The sequence below is a fragment of the Salinarimonas sp. NSM genome (genome assembly GCF_052380005.1).
Classification (GTDB): Bacteria; Pseudomonadota; Alphaproteobacteria; order Rhizobiales; family Beijerinckiaceae; genus Salinarimonas.
In genome coordinates this window covers 1-19,454 of the sequence record NZ_JBQTCJ010000056.1, presented here as the reverse complement: position 1 = coordinate 19,454, position 19,454 = coordinate 1, and the positions used below count along the sequence as shown (strand labels likewise).

Below are 19,454 nucleotides of genomic sequence, written 5' to 3'. Positions count from 1 at the left end.
CGTCACGAGGAGTTGTGCGAAATCGACGCGCGATCGTCGCGAATCGTCACGGTGCGTTCGTCTCCGCGAGCCGATGAACGAAGGAACCCCGCTCCCGGAGGAGCGGGGTCCGAGGGTCCCCGAGGGGACCGGTTCCCGAGACGCGGAGAGGCCCGATCAGCGGAACAGCGAGAGGATGTTCTGGCTGTTCGAGTTGGCGATCGAGAGCGCCTGAATGCCCAGCTGCTGCTGCACCTGGAGCGCCTGCAGGCGCGTCGACTCCGCGTTCATGTCGGCGTCCACGAGCTGGCCCACGCCGCGGTCGATCGAGTCCTTGAGGCCCTTCACGAAGTCCTGCTGGAGACCGATGCGGTTCTTGATGGCGCCGAGGTTCGTGGCCGCGTCCGTGATGTCGGACAGGGCCGCGTCGACGAGGCCGATCAGCTGCTGCATGTCCGCCGCCGTGTCGGCGTCGGCCGCAGCCGCGTTCACGTCCAGGTCGACGACGCTGGTGCCGGTCACGGACGCGCCGGCCAGCGCGAACGCACCCGAGCGATCCTGGTCGAGGATGCCCGCGGCGGCGGCGTTCGTGTCGACGAGCAGCGTGCCCGTGATCGCCACCGTGGTCGTCTCGAGGCTCACCGCGCCCGTGGCCGTGCGGGTGAAGGACGAGACGATCTCGCGGTTGGCGGCCGCGGCGGCGTCGGTCGAGTCGAACGAGAGCCAGTTCTCGCCGTTGAAGACCGCCGAGGAGGCGATCGTGTTCAGCTGGTTCTGGAGCTCGCTGATCTCGCTCTGGATCTTGCCGCGATCGACGCCCGGCTGAGCCGCGGCGGTGATCTTGGCCTTGATCTCGGAGACGACCTCGACCGTGGAGTTCAGCGCGGTGTACATGACGTCCACGGTGGCGGCGCCGAGGCCGAGGGCGTCCTGCACGGCGCTGAGCGCCTTGTTGTCCGAGCGCATCGTGGTCGCGATGGACCAGTACGCCGCGTTGTCGGCAGCGGAGGAGACCCGCTGGCCGGTGGAGATGCGGTTCTGCGTGACCTCCATCTTCTTGTTGGTGGAGGTCAGCGTCTGCAGCGCCGTCATCGCGGCGGAGTTGGTCAGAAGGCTCGACATGGTGATGTCCCTTTCGATTGCGGTTGGAAGAGGGACATCCCGGGCTTGCACCGGGATGACGGAGCGGCGTCATGCCTCGGAGCCATCGGGTTCGGCATCCGTCCGTCATGAGGGTGAGCCTCGCGCGGCGAGCTTGCGCGAGGCTTGCCGCGTGGTCGCGTGCGCGGGCAGCCGGCTCAGCCGCCCGCCTTCTCCCGCGCCTTCTCGGCCATGACCTCGTCGCGCAGCGCCCGACGCAGCATCTTGCCGACGTTGGTCTTGGGCAGCGCCTCGCGGAAGTGGAAGTGGCGGGGCACCTTGTAGCCGGTGAGGTTGGCCTTGCAGAAGGCGCGCAGCTCCTCCGCGCCGAGGCTCTCGTCACGCTTGACGACGTAGGCCGCCGGCACCTCTCCCGAGTGCGAATCGGGCACGCCGATGACGGCCGCCTCGAGCACCTTCGGATGCGAGGCGAGCACGTCCTCGACCTCGTTGGGATAGACGTTGAAGCCCGAGACGAGGATCATGTCCTTGATCCGGTCGACGATGCGCACCTGGCCGTCGGGCTGGAGCACGGCGATGTCGCCGGTCCGGAAGAAGCCGTCGGGCGTCATCACCTTGGCGGTCTCGTCGGGCCGGTTCCAGTAGCCGGCCATCACCTGCGGGCCGCGCACGCACAGCTCGCCCGTCTCGCCGTAGGGCAGCACGGCGCCGTCCGGGGAGCAGACCTGGACATCGGTCGAGGGCAGGGGCAGGCCGATCGTGCCGGTGAACTCCTCGATGTCGAGCCGGTTCACGCAGACGACCGGCGAGGTCTCCGAGAGGCCGTAGCCCTCGACGATCGGCTTGCCGGTGAGCGCCTTCCAGCGCTTGGCGACCGCCGCCTGCGTCGCCATGCCCCCCGAGATGCAGAAGGCGAGGCTCGAGAAGTCCACCTTCTCGATGCCCTTCGCGTTGGCGAGCGCGTTGTAGAGCGTGTTCACCAGAACCATCATGGTGAAGCGCTTGCCCTCGAGCGTCTTGACGAAGCCCGGGATGTCGCGCGGGTTGGCGACGAGGATCTGCTTGGCGCCGAGCCGCACCATGAACAGGCCGCAGGCGGTCAGCGCCAGGATGTGGTAGAGCGGCAGTGCCGTGACCATCACGTGGTCGGTGCGATCACCGGCATAGGGGCGCAGCCAGGCCTCGGCCTGGAGCACGTTCGCGACCACGTTGCGGTGGAGCAGGGTCGCGCCCTTGGCGACGCCCGTCGTCCCACCCGTGTATTGGAGGAAGGCGACGTCGTCGAGCCCGATGTCCACCGGCGCGGGCGGCCGCGCGCCGCCCTCCTTCACCACCTGCGGGAAGCGTACCGCGCGCGGCAGCGAATACGGCTTCACCGCCTTCCTCACCTTGCGCGAGACGAAGTTGATCAGGTGCCCCTTGAGGCCGAGCAGGTCGCCCGGTGCCACGACGACCACGGTCTCGAGCGCCGCGAGCGCGGGCGCCGCCTCCTCGACCGTGTGGCCGAAGTTCTCCAGCACGAACAGCGCCTTGGCGCCCGCATCGTTGAGCTGGTGCGTCAGCTCGCGGGCGGTGTAGAGCGGGTTGACGTTCACCACCGCGAAGCCGCCCGTGAGGATGCCGAACAGCACCGCCGGGTATGCCATCACGTTGGGCATCATGATCGCGACGCGGTCGCCCTTCCTCAGCCCGCTCGCCTGCAGCCAGGAGGCGACGGCGGCGGCGACGCGGCCGAGCTCGGCGTAGGTCATCTCCTTGCCGAAGCTCTCCAGCGCCGGGCGCGCGGCGAAGCGTGCCACGCCGTCGCGGAAGAGGTCGGCGAGCGTGCCGGCGGCCTCGACGTCGATCGACGGCGGCACCGCGGCCGGATAGTGGGCGTGCCAGGGGCGCCCCTCGTCGAAATGGGGAAGCGGTGCGGTGCTCGATGCCACGGGCGTCCTCCTGAGGCTCGCGCGATCCTTCGGATCGCCTGTTTTTAAAATTGCGCAATCTCTTTAGTGCCACAACTTTTCGATTTGTCGAGCAGGCGCATCGAAAATCCCGGGGGCTTCGTTTATATACAGCAGGAACCTGTTCTTAGGCGTCGTCGGTGCGACGCGCTCCCCACCTCACGATGGATGCCTTAGGTTGCCAAAGCGCAAGGATCGGATCGAGCCCACCGACGTCTCCGGGCTTCCGTCGCGGGAGGCGGTCGTCGCCTTCGTGCGGTCCCAGCCCGGCAAGGTGGGCAAGCGCGAGATCGCGCGCGCGTTCGGCATCACCGGCGGCGACAAGATCTGGCTCAAGCAGCTGATCCGCGACCTCGAGGACGACGGCATCCTCGAGCGCCGCCGCAAGAGCCTGTTCAAGGCGGGGGGACTGCCGTCGATGACGCTCGCGGACGTCGTCGCGCGCGATGCCGACGGCGAGCTGATCGCCGTGCCCGCGGAATGGGACGCCGACACGCTCGGGCCGGCGCCGAAGATCCTGATCGAGGCCACGCGGCGCCCGCGGCCGGGCCAGCCGGCGCCGGGTGTCAACGACCGGGTGCTGATGCGCGTGCAGGAGACGGGGGACGCCGAGGGGCCCCCCTACCTCGGCCGCGTCGTCAAGGTGCTCGAGAAGAGCCGCGCCCAGGTGCTCGGTATCTTCCGGCCGCTGCCGGGCGGCGGCGGGCGGCTCGTGCCCGTCGAGAAGAAGGCGCAGGGGCGCGAGATCGCGATCCGCCCCGGCGACGAGGGGGATGCCCGCGAGGGCGACCTGGTGTCGGCGACGCTGACCTCGAGCCCGCGCGCCGTCGTGCCGCTCGCTCGCGTGCGCGAGCGGCTCGGCTCGGTGAAGTCCGAGAAGGCGGTGAGCCTGATCGCGCTCGTCGCCCACGGCATCCCCCACGTCTTTCCCAAGGGCGTGCTCGACGAGGCCGCGGGCATGGCGCCCGTGCGGCTCGACGCGGACGGTCGGGAGGACTGGCGCGACCTGCCCCTCCTCACCATCGATCCGCCCGACGCCAAGGACCACGACGACGCCGTCCACGCGCGGCCGGACGACGACCCGGCCAACGAGGGCGGGCACGTGCTCACCGTCGCCATCGCCGACGTCGCCGCCTACGTCCGCCCCGGCTCGGCGATGGACCGCGAGGCGCAGGTGCGCGGCAACTCGGTCTACTTCCCCGACCGGGTGGTGCCGATGCTGCCCGAGCGCATCTCGAACGACCTGTGCAGCCTTCGCCCGCACGAGGACCGTCCGGCGCTCGCCGTGCGGATCACGGTGGGCAGGGACGGGCGCAAGATCCGCCATTCCTTCCACCGCATCGCCATGCGCTCGGCGGCGAGGCTCGCCTATGCGCAGGCGCAGGCCGCGATCGACGGCGCGCCCGACGACGTCACCGGGCCGCTGCTGGAACCCGTGCTGCGGCCGCTCTGGGAGGCCTATGCCTGCGTGCTGAAGGCGCGCGAGGCGCGCGATCCGCTGGCGCTCGACCTGCCCGAGCGCAAGATCGTGCTCAAGCCCGACGGCACCGTCGACCGGGTGCTCACCCCCGAGCGGCTCGATGCGCACAAGCTCATCGAGGAGTTCATGATCCTCGCCAACGTCGCGGCGGCGGAGGCGCTGGAGAAGGCGAAGGTACCCTTCGTCTACCGCGCGCACGACGAGCCCTCGCTCGAGAAGATGCATGCGCTCGGCGAGGTGCTGGCCTCCATCGCGATGAAGCTGCCGAAGTCCGGCCCGGTGCGCGCGACGCTGTTCAACCGCGTGCTGAAGGCGGTCGACGGGATGGAGCACGAGACCTTCATCAACGAGGTGATCCTGCGCACGCAGGCTCAGGCCGAGTACACGGCCGAGAACTACGGCCATTTCGGCCTCAACCTGCGCCGCTACGCCCACTTCACCTCGCCGATCCGCCGCTACGCCGACCTGATCGTCCACCGCGCACTGATCCGCGGCCATGGATTCGGGCCGGGCGGCCTGCCGGCGGACACCGACGCCGGCACCCTCGCCGAGGTCGCCGCGCAGATATCGGCGGCCGAGCGGCGCGCCATGGTCGCCGAGCGCGAGACGATCGACCGCTTGATCGCGCACCACATGGCCGAGCACGTCGGCGAGACCTTCACTGGCCGCATCTCCGGCGTGACCAAGGCGGGCCTGTTCGTGAAGCTCGCCCAGACCGGCGCCGACGGGTTCGTGCCGGCCGCGACGATCGGTGCCGACTTCTATCGCTGGGACGAGGGCACCCATGCGCTCGTCGGGGCGCGAACCGGAGAGACCTTCCGCCTCGGCGACACCGTCGAGGTGAAGCTCGTCGAGGCCGCGCCGATCGCCGGCGCGCTGCGATTCGAGCTCCTCTCGGAGGGAAGCGCCGGCACGCCCTCCGGCACGGGACCCGGCGGACGCCGCAGCGGCCTGCGCGAAGGCGGCCCGCGGCGCTCCAAGGGACCCAAGCAGAAGGGGTTTCGCGACAGGCCGAAAGGAGGCGCGACCAAGGTCAAGGTGAAGCGCAAGCGGTGAGCGGCGCGCCTCGCGCGGCTCACCCGCGAGGGGGCGCTGGCCTGATCAGCGCGTCGCGCGCCGCAGCTCCCGGTCGAGCGCCGCGCGGAAGGCGGAGCGATCCCGCGGCGAGAAGGGCTTCGGGCCGCCGGTGACGGCGCCCGCCTCGCGCAGGTCGCTCATCAGGTCGCGCACGGCGCGCGCCATGCCGATCGACTGGGCGTCGAACACCTTGCCCGTCGGCGCGAGCGCCACCGCGCCGGCCTTCACGCAGCGATCCGCCAGCGGCACGTCGGCCGTGACGACGACGTCGCCCGGCGCGACCCGCTCGGCGATCCAGTCGTCTGCGACGTCGAGCCCGCCCGGCACGATCACCCGCTCGATCGCGGGATCGGGCGGCACGCGCATGAAGGCGTTCGAGACCACCTTGATCGCGACGCCGAAGCGGGCGGCGACGGCGTAGCACTCGTCCTTCACGGGGCAGGCGTCGGCGTCGATGTAGAGGGTCGTCATGGGGCGGGTTTCGCGGGGCGCGGCGGCTCACGCACGGTCGCCGTCGCCCTCGTTCTGGTTGGCGGCGCCGGCGGGCCAGGGGGCGACGCGCGCATCCGCCAGCGCCTCGGCCAGGCGTCGCGTGTTCTCCTGCGGCGACCGGGGCGGGCCATCGAAGGTCACCGCCTGGATGTCGATGCCGGCGTTGAGCGAGCCCAGCACGAGGTTGAAGAACACCGTCACGTCCTGGTGCGCGAACTCGAGGTCGAGCGAGACCGCCGGCATGCCGCCCCAGCGCAGGTCGACGTCGGCACGCAGGCCGTAGCGCAGCGTGCCCGGCTTGAAGAACAGCTCCGTCGAGGAGGCGACGAGGTCGTCGATGTTGCCGTGCTGCTCGGCATGGACGTAGCGGGCGAGCACGGCGAGGTCCACGAGGCGCAGCTCGGCCGCGACGCCCTGGATGGCGTCGGCGAGGATCTTCTCGCGCTCCTTCAACCTCGGCCGTTTGCCACTCATGGAATTAACGCTTTCTCAACTCGCTCTCTCGCTCTTGCGATAGTAGAAGAAGTACAGGAGTTCCGCAACGACGCGGTAGAACTCGGCCGGGATCGGCCGGTCCACCTCCACAGCGTCGTACATGGACCTTGCCAGGGGCTTGTCCTCGATGACGGGAATGCCCCGGCTCTCGGCGATCTCGCGGATCTTGAGCGCGACGAGGTCCTGCCCCTTGGCCACGACCACCGGCGCGCCGCCCTCCTCGCGCACGTAGCGGAGCGCGATGGCGAAGTGGGTGGGGTTGGCGATGACGATCGTGGCGCGCGGCACGTCGGCGATCATGCGCCGGCGGGCGCGGTCGCGGGCGAGCGAGCGCATGCGCGCCTTCACCAGCGGGTCGCCCTCCGCCTGCTTGTGCTCGTCCTTGAGCTCGCGCTTGGACATCCGCAGGTCCTTTCGCCACTTGAAGCGCGAGAAGGCGATGTCGGCGACGACGAGGAGCACGATCGCGACGCACACGGCGGCGAGGAGGCGGATCGTCAGCGAGAGGATGATCTCGGGAATCTGGGTCGGGTCGGCGTACATGGCGCTCACCACGCGCCAGGCGTCGGCGCGCGCGAGCAGCGCGAGGACGGCGGCGACGACGAGGAACTTGAAGACGGCCTTGGCGAGCTCCATCCAGCCCTGGGCGCCGAAGATCCGCTTGAAGCCCTGTGCCGGCGACAGCCGCGAGAGCTTGGGCTGGATGCGGTCGTAGGCGACGCGCGGCGCGTTCTGCAGGACGCTGGCCGAGAGGCCGAAGACGAAGAGCACGGCGACGATCGGCATGAGGAAGGCGCCCGCGCCGAGGGCGATGACGTGCATGAGCCTGGTTGCGTCCGTGCCGTCATGGAGCGCGAGCCCTCCCGGATCGTCGATCATGCGTGCCAGGAACTCGACGAGCTCCCGCGCGTCGTCGGCGACGACGAAGTTCCCCAGAGCGAGCGCCGCGAGCACGGCCGCGAAGGTCGCGGCCTCCTTCGATACCGGCACGTTGCCCTTGTCGAGCGCGTCCCGGATCTTCTTCTCGCTCGGCTCCTCGGTCTTGGAGCTCTTGTCCTCGTCGTCCGCCATCGCCCCCTCCGCCCGCGCGCCGTGCCGTCACGAGTAGAAGGCGCGGTCCTCCTGGTCGGCGTTGAGCTCGATCTCGCCGCGCCCCGCCATCTCGAGCGCTAGGTCGGTGATGGCGCGGCGCGCCTCGATGACGTCGCGCTGCGGCACCGGCTCGCCGGAGACGAGCTCGTGCTCGACCATGCGCCGCGCCCGCGAGCCGAGCGAGGAGAGGATCGCGTCGCGGAAGGCGGCGTCGGTGCCCTTGAGGGCGGTGACGATCCGGTCCGTCGCGATCTGGTCGAGGATCGCCATCCGCGCGCGCGGCGTGAGCTTGATGACGTCCTCGAAGGTGAAGAGCAGGCCCTTGAGCACCTCCGCGGTCTTCGGCCGCGTGTCGGCGAGCGAGGAGAGCACGTCCTCCATCTGCTCGCGCTCCATCTTGTTGATGATGTCGGCCATGCGCGCGTGGGTGTCGGTGCCCATGTTGCGCGCGAAGTTGAGCATGAAGTCCTCGTGCAGCGTCTTCTCCACGATGCGCATCGTGTCCTCGACGACGGGCTTGAAGGACAGCATCCGGCGCATGAGGGAGTTGCGCATGTCGTGCGGCAGCAGGCCCATGACCTTCGCCGCGCAGCTCGGCTTGACCTTGGAGAGGATCATCGCCGCCGTCTGGGGGTGCTCCTTGAGCAGGTAGGCGGCGAGGATCGATTCGGAGACGCCCGAGATCCGCTCCCAGATCGAGCGGTTGGCGTTGCCGAGCACGTCCGACATGATCTCGGAGACCTGGTCGGGCGGCAGCACGCCGGTGAGCAGCCGCTCGACCTCGTGCGCCGTGCCGTAGAGGCTCGTGCCGTTCGTGATGTCGGAGGCGAACTCCTCCACGAGGCTCTCGAGCTCGGGTGCCGAGATCGGCCCGAGATCGGCGGCGGCGCGGGAGATCCTCTTGAGCTCCTCCGGGTCGAAGCGGGCCAGCAGGCGCCCCGCCACGTCCTTGCCGAGCGCGAGCAGCAGCGCCGCGACCTTCTCCGGGCCCTGGAGGACGCGCGGGCCGGGGAGGTCGCCGGTCATCGTCGCGGGGATCGCCATCGTCGTCGTCCCCCTCAGGCGCCGGGCGCCGGCGTGCCGACGATCTCGGTGAGCGAGACGCCGAAGCGCGAGTTGTCGTCCTCGACCACGACCACCTCGCCGCGGGCGACGACGCGGCCGTTGACGACGACGTCGACGGGCTCGCCGACGCGGTGGTCGAGGGGCACGACCGCGCCGCGGCCGAGCTTCATCAGGTTGGCGACGGGCATCGTCGCCGAGCCGAGCACGACCTGCAGCGAGACGGGGATGCGCATGATGGCGTCGAGGTTGCCGTGTGCGCGGGCCTGGCCGATCGTGTCGGCGGCGACCTCGGTCGCGCGGCCCCTGCCGCTCGCGTCCTTGCCGAGGTCGATCGTCTCGTGCGCCTCCGCCAGGGGGGCGTCGGCGGCGAGGTCGGCGCCGAGATCGGCGGGCTTGGAATTGGGCTTCTTGACGGGCATGGCGGGTCTCTCTCGCGAAAACGGGTGGTCTCTGGGCTCCGGCGGCTCAGGCGCCGTCGGGCAGGCGCTTCACGACGACGGTGGGCCAGGCGAAGGGCTTGGGCTTCTGGTCGGGGCGCGGCCGGAAGGGCGGGGGCGTCTCGGCGGGCTCGTCGCCCGCGAGGCGGATGGGCTCGCGGGTGGACGCCGGCGCGGGTGCGGAGACGGGCGCTGCCTCGCGGGCGGCCTCGAGCCGCTCCATCACGCCGCGCGCCTCCTCGATGCGCTCGCCGAGCGCCGCGAGGACGGTGGCGCCCTCGGTCTGGACGCTCTCGACGGCGCGCTCGACGCCCTCCACGGCGCGCCCGGTCTGGGCGAGGATCGCCGCGTAGTCCGCGTTGTAGCCGCGGAAGCGCCGGAACTCGCGGCGCAGCCCGATCGCGTAGGCTACGGTCGCGAGCAGGGCCGCGACGAGCACGAGGTCGAGGAGGGTGAGCGTCTCAATCGGAAGCGAGGTCATCGATGAACTCCTGGTCCTCGTCGATCACGTCCTCGACCTCGAGCACGTAGGCGCCCTGCGACTGGCCCAGCCGGCAGCGGAACAGCGCCTGCCCGTTGCAGTCGAGCCGCACCTTCGTGCGCGGCGTCGCCTGCAGCTCGATGACCTGCCCCACCTCGAAGGCCGCGACCTCGCCGAGGTCGACGGTGCGCTCCTCGAGCACGGCCTCCAGCGAGACGGTGGTGCGCGAGACCTCCGACTGCATCTGCTTCGACCAGCGCGGGTCGGCGGTCGCCACATCGCCGGAGACGACGTGTGCGAGGCTCTGGCGCATCGGCGAGAGGGCGGACTGGGGGATGATGACGAACATCTCGCCGCCGCGGCCGAGCGCCTGGATCAGCAGCTTCGCCACGACCGCGAGGTTGTTGCGCCGCCCGATGATGGCGAAGTCCATCCGCGTCTCGGTGCGCTCGAGCTTGAGCTGCGTGCGCGAGATCGGCGCGAAGGCGGCCTGGACGGCCTTGCCGGCCTCCTCGAACAGCGCCTGGGCGACCTTCATCTCGATGTTGGAGAAGCCGCGCTCGTCGTCCACCGGCGGCTCCGAGCCGTCCGAGCCGAAAAGGACCTCGATCATCGTGAAGACGAAGTCCCGGTCGAAGCCCACCAGGATGCGGGTGTCCCAGTCGACGGCGTGGTACATCGCCGCCACGGCGTTCGACTCGTAGTCCTCCAGGATGTCGCCGATGCGCCCGCTCTCGATGTTCGACACCGAGAAGTAGGAGGGCGAGGCCGACATGTGGCGAAGCCCGTCGGCGCAGTAGGTGGCCACACGATCGAAGATCACGTGCAGCATCGGCAGCCGGTCGATGGTTATCCCGGCGGCGTCGAGCAGGCGGTCGGAGACGCCGCCGGCGGCGGCCGCGGTCTGGAAGCTCTCGACGTTCATCTCACGCGGCTCCCTGCATGGCGGCACGGTCGTTGGCGGGCGCGCCGCGGGTCGACTGCGAGATCGTCTCGCTCTCGACCTCGTCGATGGTCGGGCGGTCGGAGGCGGCGATGGCCTTGCGGCCGTGCTCGACGGCGATCTGCGGCAGCGCTCCGTTCATGAAGGCGAGCAGCGTCTGCTTGGTGATGAGGTAGAGCCGCATCTGGTGCTCCCGCGTGGACTTGATCTTGATCGCGAGGGGCCCGACGAGCCCGTAGCTCATGAAGATGCCGGCGAAGGTGCCCACCAGCGCCGCGCCGATCAGCGAGCCCAGCAGCTGCGGCGACTGGTCGAGCGCGCCCATGGCCTTGATCACGCCGAGCACGGCGGCGACGATGCCGAGCGCCGGCAGCGCTTCGGCCACCGTCATCAGCGCGAAGTAGGGCTTGAGCTTCTCGCGGCGCTGCGTCTGGATCTCCTCGTCCATCAGCGCCTCGATCTCGTGGGGCCGGGCGTTGCCGATGATCATCAAGCGCAGGTAGTCGCAGACGAAGCCGGTCAGCTCCGGGCGCGCGAGCACCCGCGAGAAGCGCTGGAAGATCTCGCTCTCCTGCGGCGCGTCGATGTGCGGCTCGACCTCGTTGCGGCCCTTCGACCGGATCTCGCGGGTGAGGACGTAGAGCAGGCCGAGCAGGTCGAGGTAGTCGCGCTGCTTCGGGATCTGCCCGCGCATGGCCTCCACCGTGGCGCGCCCGGTGTCGCGCACGGTCTTGAGCGAGTTCGCGATGATGAAGGTGCCGACCGCGGTGCCGCCGATGATGACGAACTCCCACGGCTGCCAGATGACCGGGATGTGCCCCCCCATGGCGGCGAAGCCGCCGAGCAGCGAGGCCATCGTGATCACGATGCCGATGAAGACAGCCAAGGCACATGCTCCCCTTTGGTGCGCAGCGTGGGGAGAGGTGTAGGGGGGGAAGCTTGTGCGAGGGTGGTGGGGGGGAGGGGGAGGACGACGATCGGACGGTGTATTTGATTTGTTCTTGCTCAACCGCATCGATCCATGCAATCTCGGAGGCGTGATCTTTGCGAAGCCGGGGGGCGTCGCTGTGCCCGAGCCGATGTTCGAATGGGACGAACGGAAGAGACTGGACGTCCTGCGCACGCGCGAGGTCGACCTCCGCGATCTCGCCCCCGCATTCGAGGGTCCGATGATCACGCCGATCGATCGTCGAGGTCCGTACGGCGAGATCCGCTTCAGGGCGCAATGGCTGACGGGCGGCGTCCTTCATGTCATCGTCTATGCCGTGCGCGGCGCGGCGATACGCTCGATCACGGCCTGGAAGGCGGGGAGATCGGACCATGAGCGGTATCAGGCGCTATTCGCTGGGCGAGATCGAGGAGATGCGCCGGCGCGGTGAGGTTCGCGTGTTCGCGGACGCGCGGGAGGGCCCGGATTTCGACGAAGACGATTGGGAGGAGGCGTTCGCGGGAGAGGCGGATGCCGGCCCGCCCGGCACGGACGCCGTGACCGTGAGCCTCGACCGCGAGGTCGTCGAGGCGATCCAGCGCGAACGGCCCGAGGATTGGCAGCGCTGCATCGAGCAGGTTCTTCGAGAGCATCTCGCCCGCTCGCGCGGGGCTGCGGAGACCTCTCGGCACTCCCGGCGGCGATGACGGGCTGCCTCGACGGCGAGACATCGAGGCAGATGCGCATCCGCCCGCCCGTCCCGCTGACCGCGAGGCGCTCCTCGCGATCTCGCTCGCCACGGGCGACGCGGGCGGCGACGCCGCGCCTCTCCATCGCGACGGGGACCTGATCGGCCTGATCTATTCCGCGCCCTGCCTGGCGCTCGAGCCCGGCTCGGCGCTCGTCGCGCGGTACGAGGCGGGCGTCGTCGGCTTCGCCGTCGGAGCGGCCGACACGCGCGCTTCGACCCCTGCCGTCGTCAAGCGGAAGGCTCGCCCGACGGCGCGGTGATCGGCAGCGCGCAGCGCCAATGCACGGAGATCGCCCGCACGGCCGCGAAGGACGACGGCTCGTCCGGCGCGTAGCCGGCGGAGCCGGTGATGCCGACCACGCGGCAGTCGATCGTACCCGGGAGCGGATCGAAGCGGAACCGGCTCCCCTCTCTCCCGGGGTCGCCGGCCGCGGCGTCGGCACCCGTGCTGGAGACGAAGCGCAGGTAGCGCAGCTCCGTCGTGCCCTCGACCGTGACGACGGTCTCTCCGGCGGCGAGCGTCAGCGTCGACGGCGTCCCGCCCTCGCCGCCCACGCGGCCCAGCGCCGTCCCGTCGATCGAAAGCTCGAGGCCGTTCTGCATGGCGGGGTTGTTGCCGCCGTCGATCGTCCAGAGGGTCGCCGCGGTGATCCGCCCGCCGGGTTCCAGCTCGGCGAAATCCGGCACGCCGTACCAGAAATAGCCCACGGGCCCGTCGACGTAGTCGAGGATCGGCGGCTCGATCGGGGTCGTCACCGCCGGGTCGAAATGCGGCCACAGCTGGCTGATGGCGATGTATTCGTCGAGCTTCAGGGCGAGCGCGTTCAGGACCGTTTCGGCGTAGTACCGCCGCGAGTCGAGCTCGTCGGGCATCGACATCGGCATCCGCTTGCCATTGTAGGAATCGATGATCGTCTCGTCGTCCACGTAGATCATCTGGTCGCGCCGCTGCAGGATGCGCGCGCGCCCCTCGCTCAGCAGGTTCTGGTAGAGCGCGATGGAGTCGCGCAGCTCGCCGGTGAGGATGTCGATCTCGGCCTGCGACGGCTCGCTGCCGTAGTAGTAGGCGTAGTGCTGCAGGTTCTCGCGCAGCGTCGCCAGGCGCAGCGTCGCGAAGGGCACCAGGAAGTAGAAGCGCTTCTCCGGCGCCTCGACGTCGACGAAGAAGGATTCGTAGTTGTTCACCAGCTCGTAGAGATTCTTGAAGTTATCCTTCTTGATCGGCTCCCAGTCGGGCGTTTCCGCGAAATCGCTGGCTGCCTTGTAGAGCGTCTCCAGGATGTCGTTGAGCGACTCGTAGGTGATCTGCCAGTAGACGCCGGTGATCAGCTGGTTGAGGTAGTTCTGGAACGAGCCCCAGACCTGGTCCTTCTGGTCGACGTCGGGCCACAAGCCGCGGACGAGCCCGCTGATGGCGCCGCCGATCCGCGGGATCAGCGCGAAGGCCGCAGCCGTGACGGTGCGGAAGATGTTGTTGACGGTCTGCGCATCGACGAAGCCCGTGCTCGTCTCCGCGGCGATGGGATCGCCGGGCGTCGCCTCCACGAACCCGGTGGGTCGCGTGTCGTAGAGCCGGAAGCTGCTGATGTTCCCGCCCATGCCGTAGAGGTCGAGGTCGTCGACCTTCGTGTTGGGGCCGAACATGGCCTGCTTTCCCTCGAACCCGTCGTCCTTGTAGACGACGAGCCAGGCACGGGTGCCGGTCATCAGCGAATCCGGCTCGTCGCCTTCCTTGTCGCCGTCCGACTGCGTGTAGTCGTCCAGGTCGGCGACGTAGAGCGTCCCGTCCTGCGCGTCGAACCGAAGCGTCGAGCCCATGCAGCCCTTGTCATCCCAAAATTGTATCCAGCATCCGTCGCTCATTGAGAGCCCCCCGACATCGCCCGCACGGCGGCGGCGGCTTCGCGGCGTGCGAAGCTCTGGTTGCCGGTGCCGCTCCTTCTAGGGCATCCGAAGGTAGAGCGATCCTGTGCGCGACCGCAACCATTTCGAGCAGTCGCGCGACGGCCCGCCCGTCCTCAACCAGCGCGTGATGCGGCGTCGGAACCCCGGGTCAGGGACCGCACGGCGGGGCGCCGCGCGCGAAGATGCGGTATGCTTCCAGTTGCGCCGGCGTCGTCGCCAGCGCCGCCGCTCACCACGCCAGCAGCTCCATCGCCGCCGTCGGCCGGTGCGCCTGGCCGTCGAACCAGGGGCCGGCGAGCGCCGGGTCGAGGCCGGTGCCGTCGAGGCGCAGCTCCTCGGCGTGGATGCCCTTGGCGATGAAGAGCGCGTCGGCGCCGATGCCGCGGGCGCCGGCGATGTCGGTGCGGATCGCGTCGCCGATGGCGATCGTGCGCGAGACGGGCAGATCGTCCACGCCGCGGATGCGCGCGGCCCGTGCCAGCGCCTCGCGGTAGACCGGCTCGTGGGGCTTGCCCATCCAGGTCGCCGCCCCGCCCATCTCCTCGTAGAGCGTGGCGAGCGCGCCGGCGCAGTAGACGAGCTGTCCGCCGACATCGACCACGATGTCGGGGTTGGCGCAGATCATCGGCAGGCTGCGCTCCGTCAGGCGCGCGAACAGCGGGCGGTAGTCGTCGGGCGTCTCCGCCCGGTCGTCCCACAGGCCCGAGCAGACGACGTAGGCCGCGTCCTCGGCTTCCGCGAAGCGCACCGGCAGGCCGTCGAAGATCGGGCGGTCGCGCTCCGGGCCGATGTGGAAGACGGGATCGGACAGGCGGGCCTCGACGGCCATGCGGGTGAGGTCGCCCGAGGTGACGACGTCGTCGTAGGCGGTGCGCGGCACGGCGAGCCGGTCGAGCTGGTCCATCACCGTCGCGCCGGGGCGCGGGGCGTTCGAGACCAGGACGACGGTGCCGCCCGCGCGGCGGAAGCGGGCCAGCGCGTCCGACGCACCGGGATAGGCCGAGAGCCCGTTGTGGACGACGCCCCAGACGTCGCACAGCACGACGTCGTAGCGCTCCGCGATGGCCGAGAAGCCCGGGATGAAGGCGACCGCCTCGACGGCGGCGCGGGCGGCGGGGGCGTTCGCTTCGGACATCGGGCTCGCTCTCGGGCGGATCGGGCGCAAGGAGGATCGCGCGCAACGAGGCGCGCAGGGAGGATCGTCCGGCGGGTAGGCTCCTCGCCGTTCGCTGTCAACCGCGCCGAGGGCCGCGTGGCGGCTCGGCGGCTCACGTGCAGCCCATGCCGAGCCCCGCGAGCCCCTCGTCGAGGAGATCGCCCAGGTTGGGAATGCCCATCAGCCAGTCCGCCGGCGACAGCGCGCCGCTCGCCATGCGCTCGTGCGCCAGGCGATAGGCGTCCGGCCATTCCGCGGCCTCCATGTCGCCGCGGCCGACGAAGACGAGCGCGATCAGCGAGGCGGCCTCGTCCGTGTTCAGCCCGTCGATGACGAGGCGCATCTCCTCCTCGCCGCGGTCCGTGCCGCTCTCGGCGAGCGAGCCGAAATTGCGGTCGTCGGTCTCGTTCGATCCCGATTGCGGGTCGGTCATGCCCTCCTTCACGTCGAAGGCTCTGGCGTGGACGATCAGGTCGCAGACCTTCTCGAGCGCGATCTCCATGGGGTCACCTCGGGTACTTGGAAAGGGTGCTTGGAAACGAAGTCGCCACGGCAACGATCGAGGGGGGAGGGCGGTTCGCCAGCCCCGCGTGCGCTGCATGGAAGACGCGCATTCCATGGCGCTTGCGCGCGGGCGCGAACGGCCCGATTGAGAAGGCTTCGCCGCCCCTCGAGGCACGACCTCCATGACCCTCCTCCCGTCGTTCGAGATCGTCGGCGCGCTCGCCGCGACGCTGACCACGATCTGCTGGCTGCCGCAGGCCGTGCGCACCATCCGCACCCGCGAGACCCGCGCCATCTCGGCCCTGACGCAGGGCATCTTCGCGATCGGGCTCGCCTTGTGGCTCGTCTACGGGCTCGCCATCGGCTCCTGGCCGATCATCGTGGCGAACGCGCTCACCTTCCTGCTGGTCTCGACCATCCTCGCGCTCAAGCTGCGCTACGGCTGACGCGTCGCCCGCGCGCGCCGTCGCGCCCCGGTGTCAGGCTCGGGCAAGCTTCGCCCGCCAGGGTTCCCGACGAGAGCGGCCGTGCGCCGCGCCGTCGAGGACACCAGGGCAGGACATGACCGCTTACCAGCACGCCGACCGCCTGTGGGGCAACCTCCTGGAGCTCGGCACGAAGCGCCTCCTGACGCTCGCCGCGATCGGCATCGCCGTCATCGCCTCGGTCGTCGCCGGGGCCTACTATCTCGGCCGGCCCGAGATGACCGTGCTCTATGCCGGACTCGAGCGCGACGACGTCTCGCGCATCGGCTCGGCGCTCAACGACGCCGGCATCGACTTCGACGTCTCCTCGGCGGGGGACACGGTGATGGTGCGCCACGCGCAGACCGCGCGGGCGCGCATGCTGCTCGCCGAGAAGGGCCTGCCGTTCTCGGCCAATTCCGGCTACGAGCTCTTCGACAACCTCGGCTCGCTCGGCATCACCTCCTTCATGCAGGAGGTGACGCGCGTGCGCGCGCTCGAGGGGGAGATCGCCCGCACGATCCAGCAGATGCGCGGCATCGTGGCGGCGCGCGTGCACATCGTCCTCGCCGATCCGGGCTCGTTCCGGCGCGAGGCGCGCCAGCCCTCGGCCTCCGTCGTCGTGCGCGCCGAGACGGCGGACGTCGCCGGCCAGGCGCAGGCGATCCGCCACCTCGTCGCCGCCGCCGTGCCGGGGATGACGGTCGCGGGCGTCACGATCCTCTCCTCGGACGGGACGCTGCTCGCCTCGGGCGACGACGCCGCCGGCGCGGCGACCGGCCGGATCACGGCGCTCAACCGCGAGGTGAACCAGGAACTCGAGGATTCCGTGCGCCGCACGCTCGCGCCCTATCTCGGGCTCGAGAACTTCCAGGTCAGCGTCGCGGCGCGCATCAACACCGATCGCACGGTGACGAGCGAGACGATCTTCGACCCCGAGAGCCGGGTCGAGCGCTCGATCCGCATCGTGCGCGAGAACGAGGCCGCGACGAACCTCTCCCGCCAGACCCCCGTGACCGTCGAGCAGAACCTCCCCGAGGAGGAAGTCGCGGCGGACGGCGGCGAGCAGTCGAGCGAGGAGATGCAGCGCCGCGAGGAGCTGACGAACTACGAGATCTCCTCGCGCCAGGTCCAGGTCTCCTCGGACGGCTTCGCCGTCGAGCAGCTCTCCATCGCGGTGCTCGTCAACCGCACGCGCCTCGCCGACGCGCTCGGGCCCGAGGCGACGCCCGAGGACCTCGAGGCCGAGATCGCCGAGATCGAGGCGCTCGCCGCCACCGCCGCAGGCGCGGACGCCGCGCGCGGCGACACGGTGAAGGTGTCGGCAGTGAGCTTCCTCGACGGGGGCGTCGACATGGAGCCCGTGCCGGAGGTCGGCGTGCGCGACGTGCTGCTGGCGCAGGCCGGCAACATCGTCAACGCGCTCGCCATCCTGCTCGTCGCGCTCACCCTCGTCTGGTTCGGCCTGCGCCCCGCGCTCGCCGCGATCCTGGATCGGCCGAAGCCGCAGACGCAGATCGAGGAAGCGATGCCCGCGCTCGCCGACGGGCAGGCCGGGGAGGGTGCGCAGGCGATCCCCGCGATCGCGGACGCCTCCGGGCGCGCCGAGCCGCACGCCGCGCAGATCGAGGCGGCCACCGCCGCCATCGCCGCCCTGCCGACCTCCGTCAGCGCCGCCACGATCAAGCGCCTCGAGCAGATCGTGACCCGCAACGAGGACCAGGCGGCGCACATCCTCAAGCAGTGGATGCACGGGGAGACCGCCTGACATGCCGGCCTCCCTCATCGACGTCCTCGCCGAGATCGATCCGCGCCGGTCCCTCGCGGCGCAGGCATCCGAGCTCGACGTGATGCGGCAGGAGCCGCCCGAACCCCGATCCGAGATCGCGCACACGATTTCCCCCGCTTTCACGCCCCGCGGGCCGAGCCCCGAGGAGATCGAGGCGCGGGTGTCGCAGGCGGCAGCGCTGGTCGCGGCCGCCACCCGCGAGGAGGTGGAGGCGCATTGGGCGCAGGTCCTGGAGCGTGAGCGCGCCGAGGCGCTCACCGCCCGCGAGGCGGATCTCGCCCGCGCTCGCGCCGCCTGGGCGCAGGAGGAGGGTGAGCGGCTGGCGGAGGGCGTGCGCGAAGGACTCGCGGCGATCGAGGAGCGGATCGCGGAGGCCGCCGCCCGGGCGCTGGCACCGCTGCTGGAGGCCGCAGCGCGGGACAAGGCGCTCGTGGCCCTCGCGTCCAGCGTCGCGACGCTGCTGCGGGCCGAGCCTGCGCTCGTCCTCGCCGCGAGCGGCCCCGCCGACCTCGGCGCGGCGCTGCTCGCGCGCCTCGGCGACGCGGCATCGGCCGTGCGCTTCGTTCCGGCCGACACGACCGACGTCGTCGTGGAGGGCGAGGACGTCGTGATCGAGACCCGTCTGTCGGAATGGGCCCGGCGCGTCGCCGCCGAGGCCGCCTGAAGGAGCGCGCGCCGTGCAGGAGAACCAGGGCCACGAGCTCGTCATCATCCGCCGCCGCCCCGATCCGGAGGCGGACGAGCCCAAGGGCGGCGTCTGGAAGATCGCGTACGCCGACTTCATGACGGCGATGATGGCGTTCTTCCTGGTGATGTGGCTCATCAACGCCACCGACCAGGAGACCCGGGAGGTCGTCGCGACCTACTTCAACCCGATCCGCCTCGCCGAGGCGACGAGCGACCGCAAGGGCCTGCGCGACCCGGACGCCGCCTCCGAGGGCGTCGACCTGGAGGAGCGCTCGGACGCGCCGGTCACCGAGGCGGACGAGGCGCGCGTGGAGCCGCGAGCCCCGGCGCAGCCGGTCGAGCGGCGCTATTCCGAGACGGCCCTGTTCCAGGACCCCTACGCGGTCCTCGCCGAGCTCTCGGCCCAGGCGGCGTTCTCGCCGGCGACGCCCGCGGCCGGCATCGACGTGACGCCCGGGGAGCGGGGCGAGCCGGGGCTCGTGGGAGGCGACGCGTTCCGCGACCCGTTCGATCCGGTCTACTGGCAGCTCGCCCCGCAGGTGACGGTAGGCCGCGCCGACGGCGACGGGACCGGCGGGCCGATGGGCCAGCCCGACGCCGCCGCGCCCCTCGGGCTCGGCGGGCCCGCCGGCTCGGACGCGCAGGCGCTCGCCGCGCTCGCGCTTCCGCAGGGCGCGGC

At 70.8% G+C, this 19,454-nt stretch carries 20 protein-coding genes; 7 read left to right on the top strand and 13 right to left on the bottom strand.

What is annotated here, in order from left to right; translation table 11 throughout:
• Positions 1–156 precede the first annotated feature (156 nt).
• Both ACTZWW_RS17800 and ACTZWW_RS17795 read right to left on the bottom strand, forming a co-directional pair.
• Complete coding sequence (locus ACTZWW_RS17800; RefSeq protein WP_444782312.1) at positions 157–1,101, bottom strand: flagellin N-terminal helical domain-containing protein; 945 nt, start codon at positions 1,099–1,101, stop codon at positions 157–159.
• Between the two features lie 176 nt (positions 1,102–1,277).
• Positions 1,278–3,011, bottom strand: a complete 1,734-nt coding sequence (locus tag ACTZWW_RS17795) for an AMP-binding protein (RefSeq protein ID WP_444782311.1) — start codon at positions 3,009–3,011, stop codon at positions 1,278–1,280.
• Positions 3,012–3,207: 196 nt separating this feature from the next.
• Between ACTZWW_RS17795 and rnr the strand changes: the two genes are divergently transcribed.
• Positions 3,208–5,565, top strand: coding sequence for a ribonuclease R (gene rnr, locus ACTZWW_RS17790; RefSeq protein ID WP_444782310.1), 2,358 nt, complete (start codon positions 3,208–3,210; stop codon positions 5,563–5,565).
• Between the two features lie 45 nt (positions 5,566–5,610).
• Here the strand turns inward: rnr and ACTZWW_RS17785 are convergent, their stop codons facing one another.
• The 8 genes from ACTZWW_RS17785 to motA are packed head-to-tail and all read right to left on the bottom strand — an operon-like array spanning position 5,611 to position 11,477.
• Complete coding sequence (locus ACTZWW_RS17785; RefSeq protein ID WP_444782309.1) at positions 5,611–6,057, bottom strand: YaiI/YqxD family protein; 447 nt, start codon at positions 6,055–6,057, stop codon at positions 5,611–5,613.
• Between the two features lie 27 nt (positions 6,058–6,084).
• Positions 6,085–6,552 carry a hypothetical protein gene (locus ACTZWW_RS17780; RefSeq protein WP_444782308.1) on the bottom strand — a complete coding sequence of 156 codons (468 nt, stop codon included), beginning with the start codon at positions 6,550–6,552 and terminating at the stop codon, positions 6,085–6,087.
• A 15-nt stretch (positions 6,553–6,567) separates the two neighbouring features.
• Positions 6,568–7,644 (bottom strand): flagellar biosynthesis protein FlhB, encoded by a 1,077-nt coding sequence (flhB, locus tag ACTZWW_RS17775; protein ID WP_444782307.1) that lies wholly within the window; start codon positions 7,642–7,644, stop codon positions 6,568–6,570.
• A gap of 27 nt (positions 7,645–7,671) precedes the next feature.
• Positions 7,672–8,709, bottom strand: coding sequence for a flagellar motor switch protein FliG (locus tag ACTZWW_RS17770; RefSeq protein WP_444782306.1), 1,038 nt, complete (start codon positions 8,707–8,709; stop codon positions 7,672–7,674).
• 14 nt (positions 8,710–8,723) lie between these two features.
• Positions 8,724–9,149 (bottom strand): flagellar motor switch protein FliN, encoded by a 426-nt coding sequence (gene fliN, locus ACTZWW_RS17765; protein ID WP_444782305.1) that lies wholly within the window; start codon positions 9,147–9,149, stop codon positions 8,724–8,726.
• 46 nt (positions 9,150–9,195) lie between these two features.
• Positions 9,196–9,648 (bottom strand): hypothetical protein, encoded by a 453-nt coding sequence (locus tag ACTZWW_RS17760; protein WP_444782304.1) that lies wholly within the window; start codon positions 9,646–9,648, stop codon positions 9,196–9,198.
• A complete protein-coding gene (locus tag ACTZWW_RS17755; RefSeq protein WP_444782303.1) occupies positions 9,629–10,573 on the bottom strand; it encodes a flagellar motor switch protein FliM in 945 nt (314 codons plus the stop codon). The genes ACTZWW_RS17760 and ACTZWW_RS17755 overlap by 20 nt, the downstream gene beginning before the upstream one ends.
• A gap of 1 nt (position 10,574) precedes the next feature.
• Positions 10,575–11,477, bottom strand: a complete 903-nt coding sequence (motA, locus tag ACTZWW_RS17750; RefSeq protein WP_444782302.1) for a flagellar motor stator protein MotA — start codon at positions 11,475–11,477, stop codon at positions 10,575–10,577.
• Positions 11,478–11,592: 115 nt separating this feature from the next.
• Here motA and ACTZWW_RS17745 point away from each other — a divergent pair, with 115 nt between their 5' ends.
• Both ACTZWW_RS17745 and ACTZWW_RS17740 read left to right on the top strand, forming a co-directional pair.
• Entirely contained in the window at positions 11,593–11,970 is a 378-nt protein-coding gene (locus ACTZWW_RS17745; RefSeq protein ID WP_444782301.1) for a BrnT family toxin, read from the top strand.
• Positions 11,912–12,226: a hypothetical protein gene (locus tag ACTZWW_RS17740; RefSeq protein WP_444782300.1), complete on the top strand. Its 315-nt coding sequence runs from the start codon at positions 11,912–11,914 to the stop codon at positions 12,224–12,226. Before ACTZWW_RS17745 ends, ACTZWW_RS17740 begins: the two co-directional genes overlap by 59 nt.
• Positions 12,227–12,498: 272 nt before the next feature.
• Here the strand turns inward: ACTZWW_RS17740 and ACTZWW_RS17735 are convergent, their stop codons facing one another.
• From ACTZWW_RS17735 to ACTZWW_RS17725, 3 genes are all read right to left on the bottom strand, one after another.
• Positions 12,499–14,088 carry an insecticidal delta-endotoxin Cry8Ea1 family protein gene (locus tag ACTZWW_RS17735; protein ID WP_444782299.1) on the bottom strand — a complete coding sequence of 530 codons (1,590 nt, stop codon included), beginning with the start codon at positions 14,086–14,088 and terminating at the stop codon, positions 12,499–12,501.
• 316 nt (positions 14,089–14,404) lie between these two features.
• A complete protein-coding gene (locus ACTZWW_RS17730) occupies positions 14,405–15,310 on the bottom strand; it encodes a TIGR01459 family HAD-type hydrolase (RefSeq protein ID WP_444782298.1) in 906 nt (301 codons plus the stop codon).
• A gap of 133 nt (positions 15,311–15,443) precedes the next feature.
• The gene (locus ACTZWW_RS17725) at positions 15,444–15,833 is read right to left on the bottom strand and encodes a DUF3775 domain-containing protein (protein WP_444782297.1); all 390 of its coding nucleotides are present in this window, start codon (positions 15,831–15,833) and stop codon (positions 15,444–15,446) included.
• A gap of 184 nt (positions 15,834–16,017) precedes the next feature.
• On the opposite strand from ACTZWW_RS17725, the gene ACTZWW_RS17720 reads away from it, so the two are divergent.
• The 4 genes from ACTZWW_RS17720 to ACTZWW_RS17705 form a co-directional block, all read left to right on the top strand.
• The gene (locus tag ACTZWW_RS17720) at positions 16,018–16,281 is read left to right on the top strand and encodes a SemiSWEET transporter (protein ID WP_444782296.1); all 264 of its coding nucleotides are present in this window, start codon (positions 16,018–16,020) and stop codon (positions 16,279–16,281) included.
• Positions 16,282–16,396: 115 nt separating this feature from the next.
• Complete coding sequence (gene fliF, locus ACTZWW_RS17715) at positions 16,397–18,067, top strand: flagellar basal-body MS-ring/collar protein FliF (RefSeq protein WP_444782295.1); 1,671 nt, start codon at positions 16,397–16,399, stop codon at positions 18,065–18,067.
• A gap of 1 nt (position 18,068) precedes the next feature.
• Positions 18,069–18,752, top strand: coding sequence for a hypothetical protein (locus tag ACTZWW_RS17710; protein ID WP_444782294.1), 684 nt, complete (start codon positions 18,069–18,071; stop codon positions 18,750–18,752).
• A gap of 13 nt (positions 18,753–18,765) precedes the next feature.
• Positions 18,766–19,454, top strand: a 689-nt coding sequence (locus tag ACTZWW_RS17705; protein ID WP_444782293.1) for a flagellar motor protein MotB, incomplete at its 3' end; no start/stop codon positions are given.

Coding starts and splice junctions, on each gene's coding strand:
- ACTZWW_RS17800 (WP_444782312.1), bottom strand. CDS start 1,101: ATGTCGAGCCTTCTGACCAACTCCGCCGCGATGACGGCGCTGCAGACG.
- ACTZWW_RS17785 (WP_444782309.1), bottom strand. CDS start 6,057: ATGACGACCCTCTACATCGACGCCGACGCCTGCCCCGTGAAGGACGAG.
- ACTZWW_RS17780 (WP_444782308.1), bottom strand. CDS start 6,552: ATGAGTGGCAAACGGCCGAGGTTGAAGGAGCGCGAGAAGATCCTCGCC.
- flhB (WP_444782307.1), bottom strand. CDS start 7,644: ATGGCGGACGACGAGGACAAGAGCTCCAAGACCGAGGAGCCGAGCGAG.
- ACTZWW_RS17770 (WP_444782306.1), bottom strand. CDS start 8,709: ATGGCGATCCCCGCGACGATGACCGGCGACCTCCCCGGCCCGCGCGTC.
- fliN (WP_444782305.1), bottom strand. CDS start 9,149: ATGCCCGTCAAGAAGCCCAATTCCAAGCCCGCCGATCTCGGCGCCGAC.
- ACTZWW_RS17760 (WP_444782304.1), bottom strand. CDS start 9,648: ATGACCTCGCTTCCGATTGAGACGCTCACCCTCCTCGACCTCGTGCTC.
- ACTZWW_RS17755 (WP_444782303.1), bottom strand. CDS start 10,573: ATGAACGTCGAGAGCTTCCAGACCGCGGCCGCCGCCGGCGGCGTCTCC.
- ACTZWW_RS17740 (WP_444782300.1), top strand. CDS start 11,912: ATGAGCGGTATCAGGCGCTATTCGCTGGGCGAGATCGAGGAGATGCGC.
- ACTZWW_RS17735 (WP_444782299.1), bottom strand. CDS start 14,088: ATGGGCTCGACGCTTCGGTTCGACGCGCAGGACGGGACGCTCTACGTC.
- ACTZWW_RS17730 (WP_444782298.1), bottom strand. CDS start 15,310: ATGTCCGAAGCGAACGCCCCCGCCGCCCGCGCCGCCGTCGAGGCGGTC.
- ACTZWW_RS17725 (WP_444782297.1), bottom strand. CDS start 15,833: ATGGAGATCGCGCTCGAGAAGGTCTGCGACCTGATCGTCCACGCCAGA.
- ACTZWW_RS17720 (WP_444782296.1), top strand. CDS start 16,018: ATGACCCTCCTCCCGTCGTTCGAGATCGTCGGCGCGCTCGCCGCGACG.
- fliF (WP_444782295.1), top strand. CDS start 16,397: ATGACCGCTTACCAGCACGCCGACCGCCTGTGGGGCAACCTCCTGGAG.
- ACTZWW_RS17710 (WP_444782294.1), top strand. CDS start 18,069: ATGCCGGCCTCCCTCATCGACGTCCTCGCCGAGATCGATCCGCGCCGG.